Source organism: Streptomyces prunicolor NBRC 13075, from assembly GCF_000367365.1.
Lineage (GTDB): Bacteria > Actinomycetota > Actinomycetes > Streptomycetales > Streptomycetaceae > Streptomyces > Streptomyces prunicolor.
The window spans coordinates 24,030-41,159 of record NZ_BARF01000096.1 but is presented as its reverse complement, the minus strand read 5'-3'; the positions used below and the strand labels follow the sequence as shown (position 1 = coordinate 41,159).

At 70.4% G+C, this 17,130-nt stretch carries 13 protein-coding genes and 1 pseudogene; 11 read left to right on the top strand and 3 right to left on the bottom strand.

Translation table 11 applies throughout. The features are described 5' to 3' along the window. The first annotated feature begins 194 nt into the window (after positions 1 to 194). Entirely contained in the window at positions 195 to 1,262 is a 1,068-nt protein-coding gene (locus SPR02S_RS40600; protein ID WP_019062762.1) for a cytochrome P450 family protein, read from the top strand. Here the strand turns inward: SPR02S_RS40600 and treY are convergent. Next, positions 1,259 to 3,607, bottom strand: coding sequence for a malto-oligosyltrehalose synthase (gene treY, locus SPR02S_RS40595; protein ID WP_026151307.1), 2,349 nt, complete (start codon positions 3,605 to 3,607; stop codon positions 1,259 to 1,261). The genes SPR02S_RS40600 and treY overlap by 4 nt on opposite strands. A gap of 91 nt (positions 3,608 to 3,698) precedes the next feature. Then, positions 3,699 to 5,816, bottom strand: coding sequence for a glycogen debranching protein GlgX (gene glgX, locus SPR02S_RS40590; protein ID WP_026151306.1), 2,118 nt, complete (start codon positions 5,814 to 5,816; stop codon positions 3,699 to 3,701). A gap of 198 nt (positions 5,817 to 6,014) precedes the next feature. On the opposite strand from glgX, the gene SPR02S_RS40585 reads away from it, so the two are divergent. The 4 genes from SPR02S_RS40585 (at position 6,015) to SPR02S_RS40570 (ending at position 10,424) form a co-directional block, all read left to right on the top strand. Continuing rightward, complete coding sequence (locus tag SPR02S_RS40585; RefSeq protein ID WP_026151305.1) at positions 6,015 to 6,824, top strand: hypothetical protein; 810 nt, start codon at positions 6,015 to 6,017, stop codon at positions 6,822 to 6,824. 91 nt (positions 6,825 to 6,915) lie between these two features. After that, the gene (locus SPR02S_RS40580) at positions 6,916 to 8,232 is read left to right on the top strand and encodes a copper amine oxidase (RefSeq protein WP_019062758.1); all 1,317 of its coding nucleotides are present in this window, start codon (positions 6,916 to 6,918) and stop codon (positions 8,230 to 8,232) included. A 104-nt stretch (positions 8,233 to 8,336) separates the two neighbouring features. After that, entirely contained in the window at positions 8,337 to 9,578 is a 1,242-nt protein-coding gene (locus tag SPR02S_RS40575) for a DUF5919 domain-containing protein (RefSeq protein WP_026151304.1), read from the top strand. 123 nt (positions 9,579 to 9,701) lie between these two features. Beyond that, positions 9,702 to 10,424 carry a 3'-5' exonuclease gene (locus SPR02S_RS40570; protein WP_019062756.1) on the top strand — a complete coding sequence of 241 codons (723 nt, stop codon included), beginning with the start codon at positions 9,702 to 9,704 and terminating at the stop codon, positions 10,422 to 10,424. 120 nt (positions 10,425 to 10,544) lie between these two features. Here the strand turns inward: SPR02S_RS40570 and SPR02S_RS40565 are convergent, their stop codons facing one another. Then, positions 10,545 to 11,408 (bottom strand): phosphotransferase enzyme family protein, encoded by an 864-nt coding sequence (locus tag SPR02S_RS40565; protein WP_019062755.1) that lies wholly within the window; start codon positions 11,406 to 11,408, stop codon positions 10,545 to 10,547. Between the two features lie 171 nt (positions 11,409 to 11,579). Here SPR02S_RS40565 and SPR02S_RS40560 point away from each other — a divergent pair, with 171 nt between their 5' ends. The 6 genes and pseudogenes from SPR02S_RS40560 (at position 11,580) to SPR02S_RS40535 (ending at position 17,001) form a co-directional block, all read left to right on the top strand. Further along, positions 11,580 to 12,530 carry a carbohydrate ABC transporter permease gene (locus tag SPR02S_RS40560; RefSeq protein WP_043258829.1) on the top strand — a complete coding sequence of 317 codons (951 nt, stop codon included), beginning with the start codon at positions 11,580 to 11,582 and terminating at the stop codon, positions 12,528 to 12,530. A gap of 20 nt (positions 12,531 to 12,550) precedes the next feature. Continuing rightward, entirely contained in the window at positions 12,551 to 13,384 is an 834-nt protein-coding gene (locus tag SPR02S_RS40555; protein WP_019062753.1) for a carbohydrate ABC transporter permease, read from the top strand. Beyond that, a complete protein-coding gene (locus SPR02S_RS40550; protein WP_019062752.1) occupies positions 13,384 to 14,667 on the top strand; it encodes an ABC transporter substrate-binding protein in 1,284 nt (427 codons plus the stop codon). The genes SPR02S_RS40555 and SPR02S_RS40550 overlap by 1 nt, the downstream gene beginning before the upstream one ends. A gap of 379 nt (positions 14,668 to 15,046) precedes the next feature. Continuing rightward, positions 15,047 to 15,827 (top strand): annotated as a pseudogene (gene erm / locus SPR02S_RS57415) (ErmE/ErmH/ErmO/ErmR family 23S rRNA (adenine(2058)-N(6))-methyltransferase). Between the two features lie 160 nt (positions 15,828 to 15,987). Beyond that, entirely contained in the window at positions 15,988 to 16,215 is a 228-nt protein-coding gene (locus tag SPR02S_RS62570; protein WP_052347123.1) for a hypothetical protein, read from the top strand. Positions 16,216 to 16,338: 123 nt separating this feature from the next. Further along, on the top strand, positions 16,339 to 17,001 hold the full coding sequence (locus tag SPR02S_RS40535) for a ScbR family autoregulator-binding transcription factor (RefSeq protein ID WP_019062749.1): 663 nt from the start codon (positions 16,339 to 16,341) through the stop codon (positions 16,999 to 17,001). Positions 17,002 to 17,130: the final 129 nt, after the last annotated feature.

The following is a 17,130-nucleotide window of genomic DNA, read 5'->3' as shown; positions in this document are numbered from 1 at the left end:
TCCTACGGCGTGCGGCGGGACCGCGTACGCCGTAGGACCACCGGCCGTCCGCCTCACCCGTACGGCCGTACGAGGGCTGCGTCCCGCGCGGTGCGGTGGTCGGCTGGGAGCATCCGCGTGTGCCCATGGCGCGGACGACCGGCCGCCGCGCCCCACGGCGCGGGGCGGAACGACGACCACGGGAGCGGACGGCGGTGCTGTGTCTCACGGACGTGCTCGTCACGCGGACCGCGGGCACCCCGGCCCGTCCACCGGGCCCACCGAGCCTGCGGACGGCCGTACGGGACCCGTATCCGCTCTACCGCACCCTCCGTACGCACTACCCCCTGGTGTACGACGAGCCCTTCGGCGCCTGGCTCATCAGCCGCTACGACGATGTCCGCGCGGCGCTCGCCGACCCGCGGCTCGTCGCCCTGCCCGGTGATGGGCCGGCCGAAGCGGGTCGGCTCCTCGACCGGGCGCTGCGCGGGCCCGCACTGGTCGCTCTGACCGCTGCCGCCGAACGCGGCGCCCATGTCCTCGCCCACCGGCTGGCCGCCCGTGAAGAGGCCGACCTGGTGGCCGAGTTCTGCGACTGGCTGCCCACCGCCACGGCCGTGGCGGCGCTCGGGCTGCCGTACGAAGAGACCGCGCGCGTGCACCGCTGGTGCCGCACGGGACTCGGTCGCCCCGGGGGCGGCCGTCCCGAACTGGGCGCCTTTCTGCGGCCGTTGATCGCCCGGCGGCGCGCACACCCGGGCGGCGATCTGCTGTCGGTCCTGTGCACCGCGCGGACCGACGAGACCGTCACGAGGCTGGTGGGCGCGCTGCTCGGCGCGGCGGGCGGGACCACCGCGCGGGCGCTCGCGTCGTTCCTCGCCAACCTCCTCGACCACCCGGGCCAGTTGGCGGTGCTGCGCGCCCGCCCCGAGCTCACGGCGGGCGCCTGGGCGGAGTCCCTGCGCCGCGATCCGCCGCTGCACATCGTGCTGCGCCGGGCCGTCGAACCCGTCGGGGCGATCCCCGCCGGAGCGACCGTCGCCTGCCTCCTCGGCGCCGCGGGCCGCGACCCGGAACGTTTCACCGACCCCGACCGCTACGACGCGTTCCGCCCGGACCCCGGACCGCTCGCCCCCGACGCCCTGCTCGCTCGCCTCACGGCCGAACACGGCCTGCGAGCACTCCTGGCCGCCCTGCCGGGCCTGCGCCGCGCACCGGGCGCCCGGCACGTGCCCGACGACCTGGTCCGCCGTTCGCCCCGGACCCTCACCGTGCGCACCTAGTCCGCGAGTTCCAGCAGCGCCACCGGCGACCGACCGAAAACGTCCTCCACGCGTGCGTGCCCCGTGAACTCCCGCTCCGGAGCCAGCACATCGACCCACCGCCCCGGCGGCAGCGCCAGCACCGTGTCGCGCCAGCCGCCCGCCTCCGCGAGCCGCGCCGACAACCGGGTCACCACCGTGACCGCACTCCCCGAGCGCGCGAACGCCACACAGTGCGCCGCGGCCGGGCCCTCCGCGGTCAACGGGGCGTACGTCGCCGCGTCACCGAAGGCCTCGGGACGCCGGGCACGCAGCCGCAGCGCGGCGGCCGTCAGCGCGCCCTTGTCACCGGGGTGCGGGGGCGGGAACGGCACGGGGCGCCGGTTGTCGGGGTCGACCAGGGCCAGGTACTCGGCCTCCGTGCCCTGGTAGAGGTCCGGTACGCCCGGCATCGTCAGCTGGACCAGGGCGGCGCCCAGCGTGTTCGCCCGGATGTGCGGCTCCAGCGCCGTGCGCAACGCGGCCACGTGCTCGCCGGGAGCCCCGCACGGGCCCGCCGCGACGAACGCCGCCACCGCCTCCTCGTACGGCGGCTCCTGCTCCGTCCAGCTCGTGTACAGGCCCGCCTCGCGCACATGCTTCAGCAGCGCCTCCTGGACCCGCCCCGCGTCCGCAGGGCCGAGCCCGAACACCGTCTGCCAGGCCGCCCAGGCCAGTTGCGCGTCCGGCACGCCCTCGCCGGTGCGGGTCACCTCGGCCAGCACGTCCGCCCAGCGCTCCGGCACCTCGGTGAGCACGGCCAGCGCGGCCCGTACGTCGGCGCTGCGCTTGGTGTCGTGGGTCGACAGGACGGTGCCCATCGCGGGCCAGTCGCGCTGCACGCGCGCGCAGTACGCGTGGAAGTCCTCCGGGGACACGGCCGGACTCCCCGGGTTCCCGCCCACCTCGGTCGCCGACAGCAGCGGCACATAGCGGTAGAACGCCGTGTCCTCCACGGACTTGGCCCGCAGCGCGGACGCCGTCTGCGCGAACCGCGTCCGGAACTCCACCTGCTCGGGCCCGTCCCCGTACCGCCCCAGCAGCAGCTCCCGTACGACGTCGACGGCGCCCGCCTCCTCCGGGACGACGAACGCCTGCCGGGCCTCGGCCGCCGCCTCCTCGGTGACGACGGCGGCGGTGTCGCCCGAGGTGTACGGCCGGTACACCTCCAGGCGGACCAGGAGCTCCAGCAGCGCGGTCCGCAGCGCCCAGGGGGCCCGGTCGCGCAACGCGGGCTCCGGGGACGTGGCGCACAGCCGGGCCGCGACCCGGGTCAGCCGGTCCATCTCGGCGACCAGTTCGTGCGTGAGCACCTTGTACGCCGCCCGCCGTACCGTCGCCTCCCAGTGCCCGCCCCGGTCGGTCTGCGGGGCCGCGAACCTCCGGTACTGGCCCAGGAGTTCACCGGCGCCCGCCGGGTCCGTGAACAGCCCGTCGATCTGGCGGAGGGCGTCGTAGCCGGTGGTGCCCGCGACGGGCCAGGACGCCGGCAGGGGCTCACCGTCCGCGAGGATCTTCTCCACGACCGTCCAGCGGCCCCCGGTCGCCTCGTGCAGCCGCCGGAGGTAGTCGTCGGGGTCGGCGAGGCCGTCGGGGTGGTCGACGCGCAGTCCGTCGACGACCCCCTCGTCCAGCAGTTGCAGCATCTTCGCGTGGGTGGCGTCGAAGACCTCCGGGTCCTCGACCCGCACCCCGATCAGCTCCGAGATGCTGAAGAAGCGCCGGTAGTTGAGCTCGGTACGGGCCAGCCGCCACCACACGGGGCGGTACCACTGCGCGTCCAGGAGCCGCGGCAGCGGCAGTTCCGCGGTGCCCGCACGCAGCGGGAAGACGTGGTCGTAGTAGCGCAGGACGTCGCCGTCCACCTCCAGGTGGTCGATCTCCGCGCCGACCGGACCGCCCAGCACCGGCAGCAGCAGCTGCCCGCCCTGGGCCTCCCAATCGATGTCGAACCAGCGCGCGTACGGCGACTTGGGGCCCTCCCGGAGCACCTCCCACAGGGCGTGGTTGTGGCGCGGGGCCATGGCCATGTGGTTAGGCACGATGTCCACCACGAGACCGAGACCGTGCTCCCGCGCGGTGCGTGCGAGGGCCCGCAGGCCGTCCTCGCCGCCCAGTTCGCCCCGTACGCGCGCGTGGTCCACGACGTCGTAGCCGTGCGTCGAACCCGGCACGGACTCCAGGACGGGGGACAGGTGCAGGTGCGAGACGCCGAGCGACGCCAGGTAGGGCACGGCCGACGCCGCCGCCGCGAACGGGAACTCGGGCTGCAGCTGCAGCCGGTAGGTGGCCGTGGGCACTGCCGGGTCGGGTCGCTCAGGTGTCATGCAGACCTACGTACCCGCCCGGCCGTCTTTCGTGTCATCGACTCCCGCATCCGGTCCGCCGACCGGCCGACCGGATGCCCGCCCCTCACCCCTAGGTGGGCCGTTTCAGCACCGTCATGCTGCGGTCCACCAGGGTCAGCCGGTCCCCGGCCTTCACCTTCGCGCCCGTGTCCTTCGGCACCCCCTCCGGGAGGCCCGTGTCGACGACCACCTCCCACTGGCGGCCGTGGTTGACCGGCACGACGAAGTCCAGCGTCTCCGGAGAGGCGTTGAACATCATCAGGAAGGAGTCGTCCGCGATGCGCTCCCCGCGCGGGCCGGGTTCCGAGATGGCGTTGCCGTTCAGGAACACCGACAGCGCGGACGCCTGCGCCGAGTCCCAGTCCCGCTGCGTCATCTCCTTGCCCTCCGGGGTGAACCAGGCGATGTCCGACAGCTCGTCGTGGGTGCCCTCCACGGGCCGCCCGTGGAAGAAGCGCCGGCGCCGGAACACGGGATGCTCCTTGCGCAGCCACACCAACGCGCGCGTGAAGGCCAGCAACCCCGACGACCCGTCGTCGCCCTCGGGCCACTTCACCCAGGCCAGCTCGCTGTCCTGGCAGTACGCGTTGTTGTTGCCCTTCTGGGTGCGCGCGAACTCATCCCCGTGGCTGACCATCGGCACACCCTGGGACAGCATCAGCGTGGCCACGAAGTTGCGCTTCTGCCGCTCGCGCAGCTCCAGTACGGCCGGGTCGTCGGTGTCGCCCTCGGCACCGCAGTTCCAGGACCGGTTGTGGCTCTCACCGTCCCTGTTGTCCTCGCCGTTGGCCTGGTTGTACTTGTCGTTGTACGACACCAGGTCGTTCAGTGTGAACCCGTCGTGGCAGGTCACGAAGTTGATGGAGGCCAGGGGTCGGCGGCCGTCGTCCTGGTAGAGGTCGGACGAGCCGGTCAGCCGGGACGCGAACTCCGCGAGCGCGCGCCCCTCGCCCCGCCACATGTCCCGCACGGTGTCGCGGTACTTGCCGTTCCACTCGGTCCACAGCGGCGGGAAGTTGCCCACCTGGTAGCCGCCCTCGCCGACGTCCCAGGGCTCCGCGATCAGCTTCACCTGGGAGACCACCGGGTCCTGCTGCACGAGGTCGAAGAACGACGACAGCCGGTCCACCTCGTGGAACTGCCGTGCCAGGGTGGCCGCGAGGTCGAAGCGGAAGCCGTCGACGTGCATCTCGGTGACCCAGTAGCGCAGTGAGTCCATGATCAGCTGGAGCACGTGCGGGGACCGCATGAGCAGCGAGTTGCCCGTCCCCGTGGTGTCCATGTAGTAGCGGGGGTCCTCCGTCAGCCGGTAGTAGGAGGGGTTGTCGAGGCCCCTGAAGGACAGCGTCGGCCCCAGGTGGTTGCCCTCGGCGGTGTGGTTGTAGACGACGTCCAGGATGACCTCGATACCGGCCTCGTGCAGCGCCCGTACCGCCGATTTGAACTCCAGGACCTGCTGGCCGCGGTCGCCCCAGGAGGCGTACGCGTTGTGCGGGGCGAAGAAACCGATCGTGTTGTAGCCCCAGTAGTTGTTCAGCCCCATGTCGACCAGCCGGTGGTCGTTCACGAACTGGTGCACCGGCATCAGCTCCAGGGCGGTCACCCCCAGGCCCACCAGGTGCTCGATGACCGCCGGGTGCGCGAGCGCCGCGTACGTGCCGCGCAGCTCGTCCGGCAGCCCCGGGTGCTGCATCGTCAGGCCCTTGACGTGGGCCTCGTAGAGCACGGTCTCGTGGTATCCGTGCCGGGGCAGCCGGTCGTCGCCCCAGTCGAAGTACGGGTTGACCACGACCGACGACATCGTGTGCGGGGCGGAGTCCAGGTCGTTGCGCTTGTCGGGGGCGTCGAAGTGGTAGCCGTACACCTCCTCGCCCCAGGCGATCGATCCGCTGACCGCCTTCGCGTACGGGTCGAGCAGCAGCTTCGCGGAGTTGCACCGCTGGCCGCGCTCGGGGGCGTAGGGGCCGTGCGCGCGGAAGCCGTAGCGCTGTCCGGGCATGATGCCGGGCACGTACGCGTGCCGCACGAACGCGTCGCTCTCGCGCAGCTCCACCGCCGTCTCCGAGCCGTCGTCGTGCAGCAGACAGAGCTCTACTCGGTCCGCGGCCTCCGTGAAGACCGCGAAGTTGGTCCCGGCGCCGTCGTACGTGGCACCGAGTGGATATGCCTCTCCAGGCCAGACCTGCATGGTCACGACTCTCTCAGCCGGGCCCCGCTGCCGGGGCGCCTTGCTTCTGAGTCTCCCCGAAAGTGAGGGAACCACCTATGACTTACGTCCCTCTTACCAAATGACCAGTGGATACGACGTATGCCGTATCCCGAAGCGAGCGCGACAGACACCGCTCCCAACGGTCCGGGGATGGGCCCAGGGGTAGTAGGGGGAAATGTGCGAAGGACAGTGCACCGCCACCTCGGCAAGGTGGTGGCCGGTGCGGCCATAGCGGTCGCCGGGACCGCGGCGATGGTCGCCATCACCCTGCCGGGCACGGCGGGGGCCGATGAGTCGGGCGGCACCGGCAAGGCGGCCGGATCCACCCAGCAACAGGCGGCGGACGGGCAGGGCGCGGCACCCGGTGTCGTCCAACAGGCCCCGGCCGAGGGCGAGAAGGGCAAGGGCCGCGACCCGCTCACCGACGACGAGACCCAGCGCGTCGAGCGGATCGCGGTGAACCAGCAACTGCTCAACTCCAGTGAGAACGTGGAAGGAAAGCGCGGACCGCAGCGCCTCGACATCGAACTCGCGAACCCCGGGCCCAGCGAACTGGACAACCCGAACGCACCGCGCCGCGCGGACGTGACGTTCTACGACTACAAGGACGACACGGTCGTCACCAAGACCGTCAACCTCGACACCGGCAAGGTCGAACAGACCGGCACCCAGCACGGAGTGCAGCCGCCGGCCAGCCACGCCGAGGACGTCGAAGCGGCCGAGCTGCTGCTCGCCAGCCCGCTGGGCGCGGGCCTGAAGGCCGACTACAAGGACGCCACCGGCAACGAACTCACCTCGCCCGACCAGCTGTTGCTCACCGCCATGGTCTACAAGGCCACTCCGGGAAGGCAGTCCGGCGACCTCGACCAGTGCGGCGAACACCGTTGCGTGCGGCTGTTCCCGAAGGTCAAGAACGGGCCGTGGATCGACGCCCGTGACTTCGTCATCGACCTGAGCGCCCGCAAGGTCGGCAAGCTCACCGGCTGACCCGCCTGGACCGACCGCGCCGTCCGCGCGGATCGCGCCGCTCTTCGTCCACTGTCCCAACTTGCTTCTCCTGTAAGGGAGTCACTTCTCCATGCGCGTCAACAGAATCAGCCGTGCCCGCAGGCGGGGGGCCGTCGGGCTCGCCCTCGCCACCCTGGCCGCCGGTGCCACGGCCGGCGCGGGCCCGGCCGCCGCCCAGACGAAGGCCGCCCCGGCCGCCGCCGCACCCGGCTGCAGCGCCGCCTACACCATCGAGCAGAAGCTCTCCACCGGCACCACCTGGCGGATGTGCTGGCACTACGAGCGCGAGGCCGGCCTCGTCCTGGAGAACATCTCCTACCAGCCGCCCGGCCAGGCCACCCCCATCAAGGTGCTCGCCGACGCGAAGCTCGCCCAGATCCATGTCCCGTACGACGACGGCAAGAACGAGTACAGCGACCTCACCCAGTACGGCTTCGGCACCGGCCTGATGAACATGCAGCCCGGCGAATGTCCCGGCGGCACCATCAAGACCGTCAAGGTCCCCGACGCCCAGGACCCGGCCCACCCGAACGTCAAGGGCCTCTGTACGACGACCCGTTCGCGCGGTCACGCCTTCCGGATGCAGGGCGACAGCGCCAACAAGGTCTTCCAGACCCAGGGCAAGGACTTCCTCGTCTACACGGTCAACCAGGTCGGCTGGTACGAGTACATCACCGAGTGGCGCTTCCAGGACGACGGCACCATCAACATGAACGTCGGTGCCACCGGCAGCCTTTCGCCCTACGACTACGACGCGGGCGACGGCCGCGGCTGGCCGCTCGGCAAGGGCGCCAAGGCATACGCGACGAGCCACCAGCACGACGTCTTCTGGAAGTTGGACTTCGCCCTCGACGGCTCCTCCAAGGGCCGGGTCGAGCAGTACGACTCCAAGGTCACCCCGCGCGGCGCCAACACCCCCACCAACAAAACCACGTTGACCAAGGTCACCAAGGAACTCGCGGGCGACGCAAAGAATATGCGCTGGTGGCGCGTCGTCAGCGCGACCGGCAAGAACAAGGACAACCACGCCCGGTCCTACGAGATAGTCCCCGGCGCCACCACCAAGTACCCGGGCCGCAGCTTCACCACGCACGACGTGTACTTCACCGAATACAACAAGTGCGAGCAGTTCGCCAGCGACAACCTGCCCAACTGCGGTGCGGGGCACCCGAAGCAGGTCGACAAGTGGGTCAACGGACAGACCCTCACGCACCCCGTGGTCTGGGTGAACGTCGGCTTCCACCACATCGCCCGCGACGAGGACCAGCAGCCGATGCCGGTCCACTGGCAGGGATTCTCCATCGCCCCGCGTGACGTCACCGCTATGAATCCGCTCACTCCGCCCGCCCTCGCGAACCAGAACGGCAATGTGAACGGCGGAAGTTGAGAAACGACCCTGTCCATCCGGCTGCACCGCCGACCGGTCCCGGAGTACCCTTCCTTGATCGTTGAGACTGGGGAGAGCTCGGGGGAGCGGAAGGCGGTGCACGGGTGGGCTCGGGAGGGCTGGAGTTGCCCCCTGGTGACGAGGGTCACGAGGGGAACTCCGCAGAAGTCCCGCCCGGCGCGGTGTCCCTGGCACGTCCGATGGACGCGGCTGGATCCATCGGTCCGGAGCTGGAGTGGGACGCCGACGCCTGGCGCGAGGTGCGTACGCGCGCCCAGCGAGCCGGCCGCGCCTACATCTGGCTGAACCTGGTCGAGCAGCGGCTGCGCGCGGTCGTGGCCGCCGTACTGCGTCCCATCTACGAACCCGTCCACGGCGACGAGTGGGTGGTCGCCGCGGCCGGTCCGGCCGGCCAGGAGTGGGTGCAGCGCGCGGTCGCCGTACGCGAAGTCAGCCGCCGCAAGGGCTACTTGCTCGACCCGGCCGACGACAACGTCATCAGCTTCCTGACCTTGCCGCAGCTGCGCGAGCTGATGGTGCAGCACTGGCCGTGCTTCGAGCCGTACTTCGACGAGCGCCGGGACGTCGAACTCGCCCTGGACGAACTGGAAGTGACCCGCAACGTCGTCTCCCGCAACCGCGCCCTGTCCGAGGCCGTCCTCAACCAGGCCGAGCGGGCCTCCGCGAAACTCCTGGAGACCCTCGGCGCCGGCAGCGACGTGCCCTCGGCGCGCCGGCTGCCCGTCGACGCGGTCGAGGAGCTGATCGGCGACCGCTTCGCGGACGTGGTCGCCGTGCACCCCGACCGGGTGCGGCTGATGCGGCAGTTCCCGGCCGAGGACATCTTCGGCGGGGCCCGCCGCGTCGACGCCATCGGCATCGGCCTCAACCTGCTCGTCCAGAACTTCTCCGGCCGCCGACTGGTCCGCCTCGCCGAGTCGGGCTGCCGGGCGCGCCTGCTCTTCCTCAACCCCGCCTCCAGCGCGGTGAAGCGACGCGAGCGTGAACTCGGCATCAAGCGGGGCGAGTTGAGCCGCGCCGTCGAGATGAACATCCTGCACATGCGCCGGGTGCGGTCCCGGCTGCGCGACCCGGGGGCCTTCGAGATCCAGGTCTTCGACGAGACGCCCCGCTTCACGGCGTACCTCGTCGACGGCGACGGCACGGACGGCATAGCCGTCGTGCAGTCCTATCTGCGCCGCAGCCGCGGCATGGAAGCACCGGTGCTGGTGCTGCGGAACGGCAGCCGACTCGTCAAGTCGGACGAAATGGATGACAGCGCACTTTTCCCCACCTATCGCGATGAGTTCGAGCAGATGTGGGCGGATTCGCGACCGGTGTCCTGACCTGTCCGAGGCCGGGACCGGGGGCCGGTCCGCCGCTAAGCGGAACACGGCCATCGGATTGTCAGTGGCTCATGCGATCGTGGAGACCACTGGGGGAAAGCACCACCGAGAAGGGGGGCCGTCATGGCCTGGCACCAGGAGCTGCTCATCGGCTTCGACCTGGAGACGACGGGGACCGAGCCGCGCGAGGCGCGCATCGTCACGGGCGCGGTCATAGAGGTCAGGGGCGGACGGCCGGCGGGCCGTCGGGAGTGGCTGGCGGATCCCGGCGTGGAGATCCCGGCGGACGCCGTCGCCGTGCACGGCATCACCAATGAGCGCGCCACCGCCGAGGGCCGCCCGGCCGACGAGGTGGCCGAGTCGATCGCGGACGTCCTCGTGACGTACTGGAAGACGGGCGTCCCCGTCGTCGCCTACAACGCGGCCTTCGACCTCACCCTGCTCTCCGCCGAGCTGCGCCGACACGGACTCCCGTCCCTGCGCGACCGCCTGGGCGGCACCGACCCGGCCCCGGTCATCGACCCGTACACGATCGACCGCTCCGTCGACCGCTACCGCCGCGGCAAGCGCAACCTCGAAGCGGTCTGCCTGGAGTACGGCGTGGTCCTCGACTCCGCACACGACGCCTCGGCCGACGCCCTCGCCGCAGCCCGCCTGGCCGGCGCGATAGCCGACCGCCACCCCAAGGTCGCCGCCCTCGGCCCGGCCGAACTGCACCGCCGCCAGATCGAGTGGTACGCGGAATGGGCCGCCGACTTCCAGAGCTTCCTACGCCGCAAGGGCGACCAGGACGCGGTGATCGACGGCACGTGGCCGCTGCGGGAGCTGGAGGACGAGACGGTCTGACCCGGCGAGCTCTGAAAGCGCCCTGAGGGGAAGCGCCCCAAAGGGGCGCGGGGAACTGCGCGACCAGCCACAGAGCGCCGTCAGTCGCCCGAATACCGACAGGCCCCCATCAATAGGCGCTCAGAACGGAAACCACCGCACCGTCTCGTCCCCGTCCCGCAAAGACGCCACCCGCCGCCGGAACTCAACAAGCGCCTCAGGGTTGCTCGGCGCATGCTGGGCAACCCACGCGCAGCTGGCCGTCTCCCGGGCGCCGCGCAGCACCCCACAGCCATCCCACTCCCGCACATCCCACCCGTACGCCTCGGTGAACGAGTCGTAGGCCCGGGCAGGAAAGGCATACCGGTCGCGGGACAGAGCCATCACCACCAGATCGTGCTCACGCAGATCCGCGGAGAAAGTCTCCAGATCGACCAACACCGGCCCGTCCGGCCCGACATGCACATTGCGAGGCAGCGCGTCACCGTGGATAGGGCCCGGCGGCAGGTGCGGCGTAAGCGCGGCGGCCGCAGCCGCGAAACCGTCGCGCCGCTCCCGCAGATACGCCGCGTCCGCCGGATCGATCGCAGCGCCCGCGAGCCGCAGCCAGCGCTCCACCCCGCCCAGCAGCTCACGGGGCGGGAGATCGAAAGGAGGAGAGGGGAGGGCATGGACGACCCGTAGCAGTTCGGCCAAATCCCGGGCGTCGGCGGGGCGTACGGAATCGGCCAGCCGGTGCCACACCGTCACCGGGTGCCCCTCGACCAGGCGCGCCTTCGGCTCGGCAGCCCGCACCGCCGGGACGCCCGCCTCGGCCAGCCACACCGCGACATCCAGCTCGCGCCGGGCACGGTCGAGGAGTTCGGCGTCACGTCCCACCTTGACGACCAGGTCACCCGCGGCGAACACCGCGTTCTCGCCGAGGGCGAGGAGCCGCGCGTCCCGCGCCGGACCGGGCAGTACGTCCGCCGCGGCCAGTACGTCCCGCGCCCGTGCCTCGTCCATCGTCCGCCTCCGAGTGATCCCTGTGCGTGTGCGTACGGCGTCGGGTTCCCGCCATCCGACGGCCAGTGTCCCATTCGCACAGGTGGGAGGGCATGCGCGGTGTCTTGACGCGGCACGACGTGTTCACGACCATGACGGGGCCCGACCGGGCCGTGCAAAGGGGCTGATTCCATGACATCGGTGACGGGGGTATCGGTGACGGAGGCGCGGAGACCACCGAACCGCGCGCCGAGCCGGGACCGGCAGCAACGCGGCTCCGACCACGCGGCCTGGTTCCTGGTGTTACCCGCCCTGATCCCGATCCTCGTGCTCAGCGTCGGCCCCCTCCTCTACGGCGTCCTGCTGGCCTTCACCGACTCACAGTCGGGCCGCACCGCGCCCACCCAGTGGATCGGCGGTCTCAACTTCCGGGATCTGCTGCACGACACGCTGTTCTGGGAGTCGTTCCGCATCGGCCTGGTGTGGGCGGTCGGGGTGACCGTCCCGCAGTTCCTGCTCGCCCTCGGCCTCGCCCTGCTGCTCAACCAGGACCTACGGCTGCGCTGGCTCGCCCGGGCGCTCGCGATCGTCCCGTGGGCGATGCCCGAGGTCGTCGTCGGCATCATGTGGCGCATCGTCTACAACCCGGACGCCGGCATCCTCAACGAGACCCTGCGCAACCTCGGCCTCGGGAACGGCCGCGACTGGCTCAGCAGCCTCACGACCGCGCTGCCCGCAGTCATCGTCGTCGGCATCTGGGCGGGCATGCCCCAGACGACGGTCGCCCTCCTCGCCGGACTGCAGAACACTCCGCGCGAACTCCACGAGGCCGCGGCGGTCGACGGCGCCGGAGCCTGGCGCCGCTTCCGCACGGTCACCTGGCCCGCCCTCAGACCGGTGGCGCTGGCGATCACCGCGCTCAACCTGATCTGGAACTTCAACTCCTTCGCCCTGGTCTACGTCCTGACCAACGGCGGACCCGGCGGCCGCACCCGGCTGCCCATGCTCTTCGCCTATGAAGAGGCCTTCCGCTACGGCCAGTTCGGCTACGCGGCGGCGATGGGATGCGTGATGGTCGCGGTGATCTCGGTGCTCCTGGCCGTCTTCCTCGTCGGCCGCCTGAGGGGAGGGGACGACTCATGAGGACCAGCGGTACATCGGGTATGAAGACCAGCACCGGGGCCCGCGCCGGCCAGTACATCGCCCTGCTCGCCTACCTCGTCTTCCTCGCCTTCCCCCTCCTCTGGCTGATCTCCACCGCGTTCAAGTCCCCGCGAGAGCTGGGCAGTCTGCACCCCACCTGGATCCCGAGGCACCCCACCCTCGCCAACTTCCGCCAGGCCTTCGACGAACAGCCGCTGCTGCACTCCGCGTTGAACTCCCTGCTCGCCGCGCTCGGGGCCGCACTGATCGCCGTGGTGATCGCGACACCGATGGCGTGGGTCATGGCCCGGCGTCGGACACTGCTCGCGCGGGCCGCGACCGGGTGGGTGGTGGTGAGCCAGGCGTTCCCGTTCGTGCTGGTGATCATCCCGCTGTTCCTGGTGCTGAAGAACCTGCGGCTGATCGACTCCCTGGCCGGGCTGGTGCTGGTGTACGTGGTGTGGTCACTGCCGTTCGCGCTGTGGATGCTGGTCGGCTATGTACGCGCGGTGCCACCGGAGTTGGAGGAGGCGGCAGCGGTCGACGGAGCCGGAAAGCTCCGCACACTCGTGTCGGTGACGGCACCGCTGCTCGCGCCGGGAATCGTGGCGACGGCGCTGTTCGCGTTCGTCACCGCGTGGAACGAGTTCTTCTTCGCGCTGGTCCTCCTCAAGACCCCGGAGAAACAGACCCTCCCGGTCGTCCTCACCCACTTCATCGGCGCGGAGGGCGTCGCCGACCTCGGCCCGCTGGCCGCCGCCGCGTTCCTCGCGACCCTGCCCTCGCTGATCGTCTTCGCGCTGATCCAACGGCGGCTCACCGGCGGCATGTTGACCGGGGCGGTGAAGAACTGATGCGAACCCGCTGGATCCTCGCCCTCGTCCTGACCCTGCTCCTCGCCGGCTGCACGGGCGGCGGCGGAAACGGCTCGGCGAACGGCCGGATCACCCTCCGCTTCCAGTCCCTGGCCTGGCAGGACGAGTCCGTCACCGCCAACAAGGAACTGGTGAAGGAGTGGAACGCGACCCACCCGGACGTCAAGGTCGAGTACGTCCAGGGCAGTTGGGACAGCGTCCACGACCAACTCCTCACCTCCTTCGAGGGCGGCGAGGCGCCGGACATCATCCACGACGCCTCCGACGACCTCGCGGACTTCGCCTACGGCGGCTACCTCGCCGACCTCCGGAACCTGCTGCCCGCCCGACTCAAGTCCGACATCCCGCAGCGCAGTTGGGACACGGCGACCTTCGGGGACGGGATCTACGGCGTCCCCTTCCTCCAGGAGCCACGCGTACTCATCGCCAACGCCACCTGGCTGAAGAAGGCCCGCGTCCGCATCCCGACCCCCGAACACCCCTGGAGCTGGCCCGAGTTCAGGGACATCACCCGGCGGCTGAGCGGCGACGGCAAGTACGGCGTGGCCTGGCCGCTCAAGGAGCCGGTGTCCGCCACGCTCAACCTGTCGCTGTCGGCCGGCGGTGAACTCTTCCACCGGGGTACGGACGGCAAGGTGACCATCCGCTTCGATAAGGCCGACCAGGTCGTCCCCCGCACGATCCACGACCAGGTGGACGTGGACCACAGCGCCTCACCCACGACCCTGGGCAGTGGCGGCTCGGACACGCTCCCCGGGTTCTTCGGCGGCAAGTACGCGATGATCCCGCTCGGCATCTCCTACCGCCAGCAGATCGTGCAACAGGCACCGAAGGGCTTCGACTGGCAGGTCCTGCCCGCCCCGGCCGGCGCCGACGGCCTCACCCAGGGCGTCAGCCCGCAGACCCTGTCCATCGCCGAGGACAGCCCCCACAAGAAGCAGGCCGCCGAGTTCATCGACTTCCTCCTCCAGCCCAAGAACATGGTCCGCCTGGCCCTGGGCGACTGGATGCTCCCCACCGGAACCCAGGCCCTCAAGTCCCCGGCCCTCCACACCACCAAGGACGACTGGGCGACCGGTACGGCCCTGGCCGGAGACCTCAACTCTGCACCGGCACAGTCCGTACGCGGCTACCCGGAATGGAAGGACAAGGTGGCAACCCCGGCGTTCCAGGAGTACTACAGCGGAGTGATCACCCTCACCGAACTACGCCAACGCCTGGAGAGGGACGGCAACTTGGTACTGGCGAGATACCAACGCTGATGAGCTGATGCCCCTTCTTCTTTGTCTTTTAGGGGCGCGGGGAACTGCGCGACCAGCCCCCACAGGCGCGCACTCGCCGAACAACCGCACCCCCCCCGGCCCCGGATGGCGCTCCCCACCAAGAAAATCCCGTTGCCCACCCCACCCGAACCCCCTAGCGTTCCCCACATGTCAGCCGCGAACGCGATCATCAACTCCGGTCTCAACCGGAGCTGCACGCATGCGATCCGCATCCGCCGCAGCCCCGGTGCCTTGACCGGCCCGGGCACACACGCCCGCTGACACTCCCGCCGACCCGCCACGCGCGTCCGCGTCCGCTCTTCCGGTCAAGGCCTTCGTCTGCCCGTATGCCCTTCACGGAAGACAAGGACCGCAGGCCATGGCCCGCCCCACCCACATTTCCCGCGCGCTCTCGCAGAACTTCCTCGCCGACCGCGCCACCGCCGAATACGTCGCCCGCCTCGCCGTCCCGCAGGGACGACAGGTACCGCTCCTCCTCGAAGTGGGGGCGGGCAAAGGCGCGTTGACCGCGAAACTCGCCCCCCACTGCGACGAACTCCACGCCCACGAGATCGACCCCCGCCTCGTACCGAAACTCCGCACCCGCTTCTCCACCACACCCCAAGTGCACGTCGTCGCCGGGGACTTCATGGACACCCGGCCCCCACGCACCCCGTTCTCGGTCGCCGGAAACGTGCCCTTCTCCCGCACCGCCGACATCGTCGACTGGTGTCTGCGGGCCCCCGGCCCTCACCGACGCCACCCTCCTCACCCAGCTCGAATACGCCCGCAAACGCACCGGGGACTACGGCAGTTGGACCCTGCTGACGGTGCGCACCTGGCCTCGCTACGAGTGGCGGCTGGTCGGCCGGGTCGACCGGCGCCGGTTCAGTCCCGTACCGCGCGTCGACGCCGGGATCGTACGGATCGAGCGACGCCGGACCCCGTTGCTCGAACCGGCAGCGCTGCGCGATTGGCGGCACCTGGTCGAGCTGGGCTTCTCCGGGGTGGGCGGCTCGCTGCACGCCTCCCTGCGCCGGGCCCACCCGAGGCGCCGCGTGGACGCCGCGTTCCGGGCCGCGCGCCTCGATCCACGTGTCCTGGTGGGCGAGGTGTCACCGGACCACTGGCTACGGCTGCACGAGGAGCTGACGTCGTAGAGGTATCGGAGCGGGGCGGCTGTCAGGCCGTAGGCGCCGGTGTTACGGAACTCTTCGTCAACCCCCTCGCGTTGTTCGTTCCTGAAGGTGAACAGGATTGAAGCAGGTACATATCGATCATTATGTTGAAGGCCGACACTCACAAGCGGCGAGGCATGCCATGAACAGCCATTTCTCAAACGACGCCCTGCGTCCCGGGACATCTGAAGCGGTGTGTCTGGGCCCGTACGGCGACCCCTCCGACGGGATGGACTGCTCGTCCACCGCGCGCTTCCAGGTACTCCGCCACCGGCAGCGCGTGCTGCTCGTCTGCCCGGTTCACCTCGGACCGTCGTTGCTCATGGCCGACGGCGTGCTGTGGCCGCCGCAGCTCTCTCTGATCCGGTGACCTCCGCGGTCATAAAATAAGAGAAGGCGTAATTTTCTGGTACAGCGATGATGGCCGATGCCCTGACGTCTAGATTTCGCCTGGAGAGGCGATTCAGCCAGAGAGGCAGAGGCGTTGAGGATCATGCAAGAGCGCGCGGAAGCCACCCGGCGGGCTGTCCTGGCGGCTGCGGCCGTGCTGTTCGAACAGCACGGATACGTCGGTACGAGCATCAGCGACGTGGCGCGCACGAGCGGCTATACCAGCGGTGCCATCTACTTCCACTTCGGCAGCAAGGAGGGACTGGCCGAGGCGGTCTACGACGCCCACTTCGCCGAATGGCCGAGGCTGGTGGAGAAATGGAACTCCCTCGGCGGCCCGGTACTCGAGCGGCTGGTGGGCCTGAGCCTGGCCGTGGCCCGTGAGTTCCGCGACAACGTGATCGTCCGGGCGGGCAACAGGCTCTCGAACGAGAGCAGGTCGATCTCCACCGAGCTGCCGAAGCCGTTCGTGGGGTGGATCTCCACGTGCACACAGTTGCTGGCCGCGGCCCAGGAGAACGGGGAACTCGCTCCCGGTACCGATGTCGAGCGTGCCGCACACGTCGTCGTCGCCAGCTTCTCCGGCACCCACACCCTCTCCGACGCCCTGAACAACCGCAGACACGTCGAGCAGGCGGTGGTCGACCTCTGGACGCTGCTGCTCCCCGGCCTTCAGGCGTCCCCCGACCCGGGCGGATGCCTGGAACGGGCCCACTCACTGCTGGACCGGCCCCCTGCGCCGAGGGCGCCGAGTCCAGGGCGGTAACTGCGTCTGCGACGGACGAAGGTCTCAACTGCCGCTGGTGGTCCACCGGGTCTGGGCAGGCCGGACCCGGTGGTCGTACGTCCCTCTGTCTTACCCGGCAGATATCAACAAGCCCTCAGCCGGTGGGAG

Coding starts and splice junctions, on each gene's coding strand:
- treY (WP_026151307.1), bottom strand. CDS start 3,607: ATGACACCTGAGCGACCCGACCCGGCAGTGCCCACGGCCACCTACCGG.
- SPR02S_RS40565 (WP_019062755.1), bottom strand. CDS start 11,408: ATGGACGAGGCACGGGCGCGGGACGTACTGGCCGCGGCGGACGTACTG.
- SPR02S_RS40570 (WP_019062756.1), top strand. CDS start 9,702: ATGGCCTGGCACCAGGAGCTGCTCATCGGCTTCGACCTGGAGACGACG.
- SPR02S_RS40550 (WP_019062752.1), top strand. CDS start 13,384: ATGCGAACCCGCTGGATCCTCGCCCTCGTCCTGACCCTGCTCCTCGCC.
- SPR02S_RS40560 (WP_043258829.1), top strand. CDS start 11,580: ATGACATCGGTGACGGGGGTATCGGTGACGGAGGCGCGGAGACCACCG.
- SPR02S_RS62570 (WP_052347123.1), top strand. CDS start 15,988: ATGAACAGCCATTTCTCAAACGACGCCCTGCGTCCCGGGACATCTGAA.
- SPR02S_RS40535 (WP_019062749.1), top strand. CDS start 16,339: ATGCAAGAGCGCGCGGAAGCCACCCGGCGGGCTGTCCTGGCGGCTGCG.
- glgX (WP_026151306.1), bottom strand. CDS start 5,816: ATGCAGGTCTGGCCTGGAGAGGCATATCCACTCGGTGCCACGTACGAC.
- SPR02S_RS40555 (WP_019062753.1), top strand. CDS start 12,551: ATGAAGACCAGCACCGGGGCCCGCGCCGGCCAGTACATCGCCCTGCTC.
- SPR02S_RS40580 (WP_019062758.1), top strand. CDS start 6,916: ATGCGCGTCAACAGAATCAGCCGTGCCCGCAGGCGGGGGGCCGTCGGG.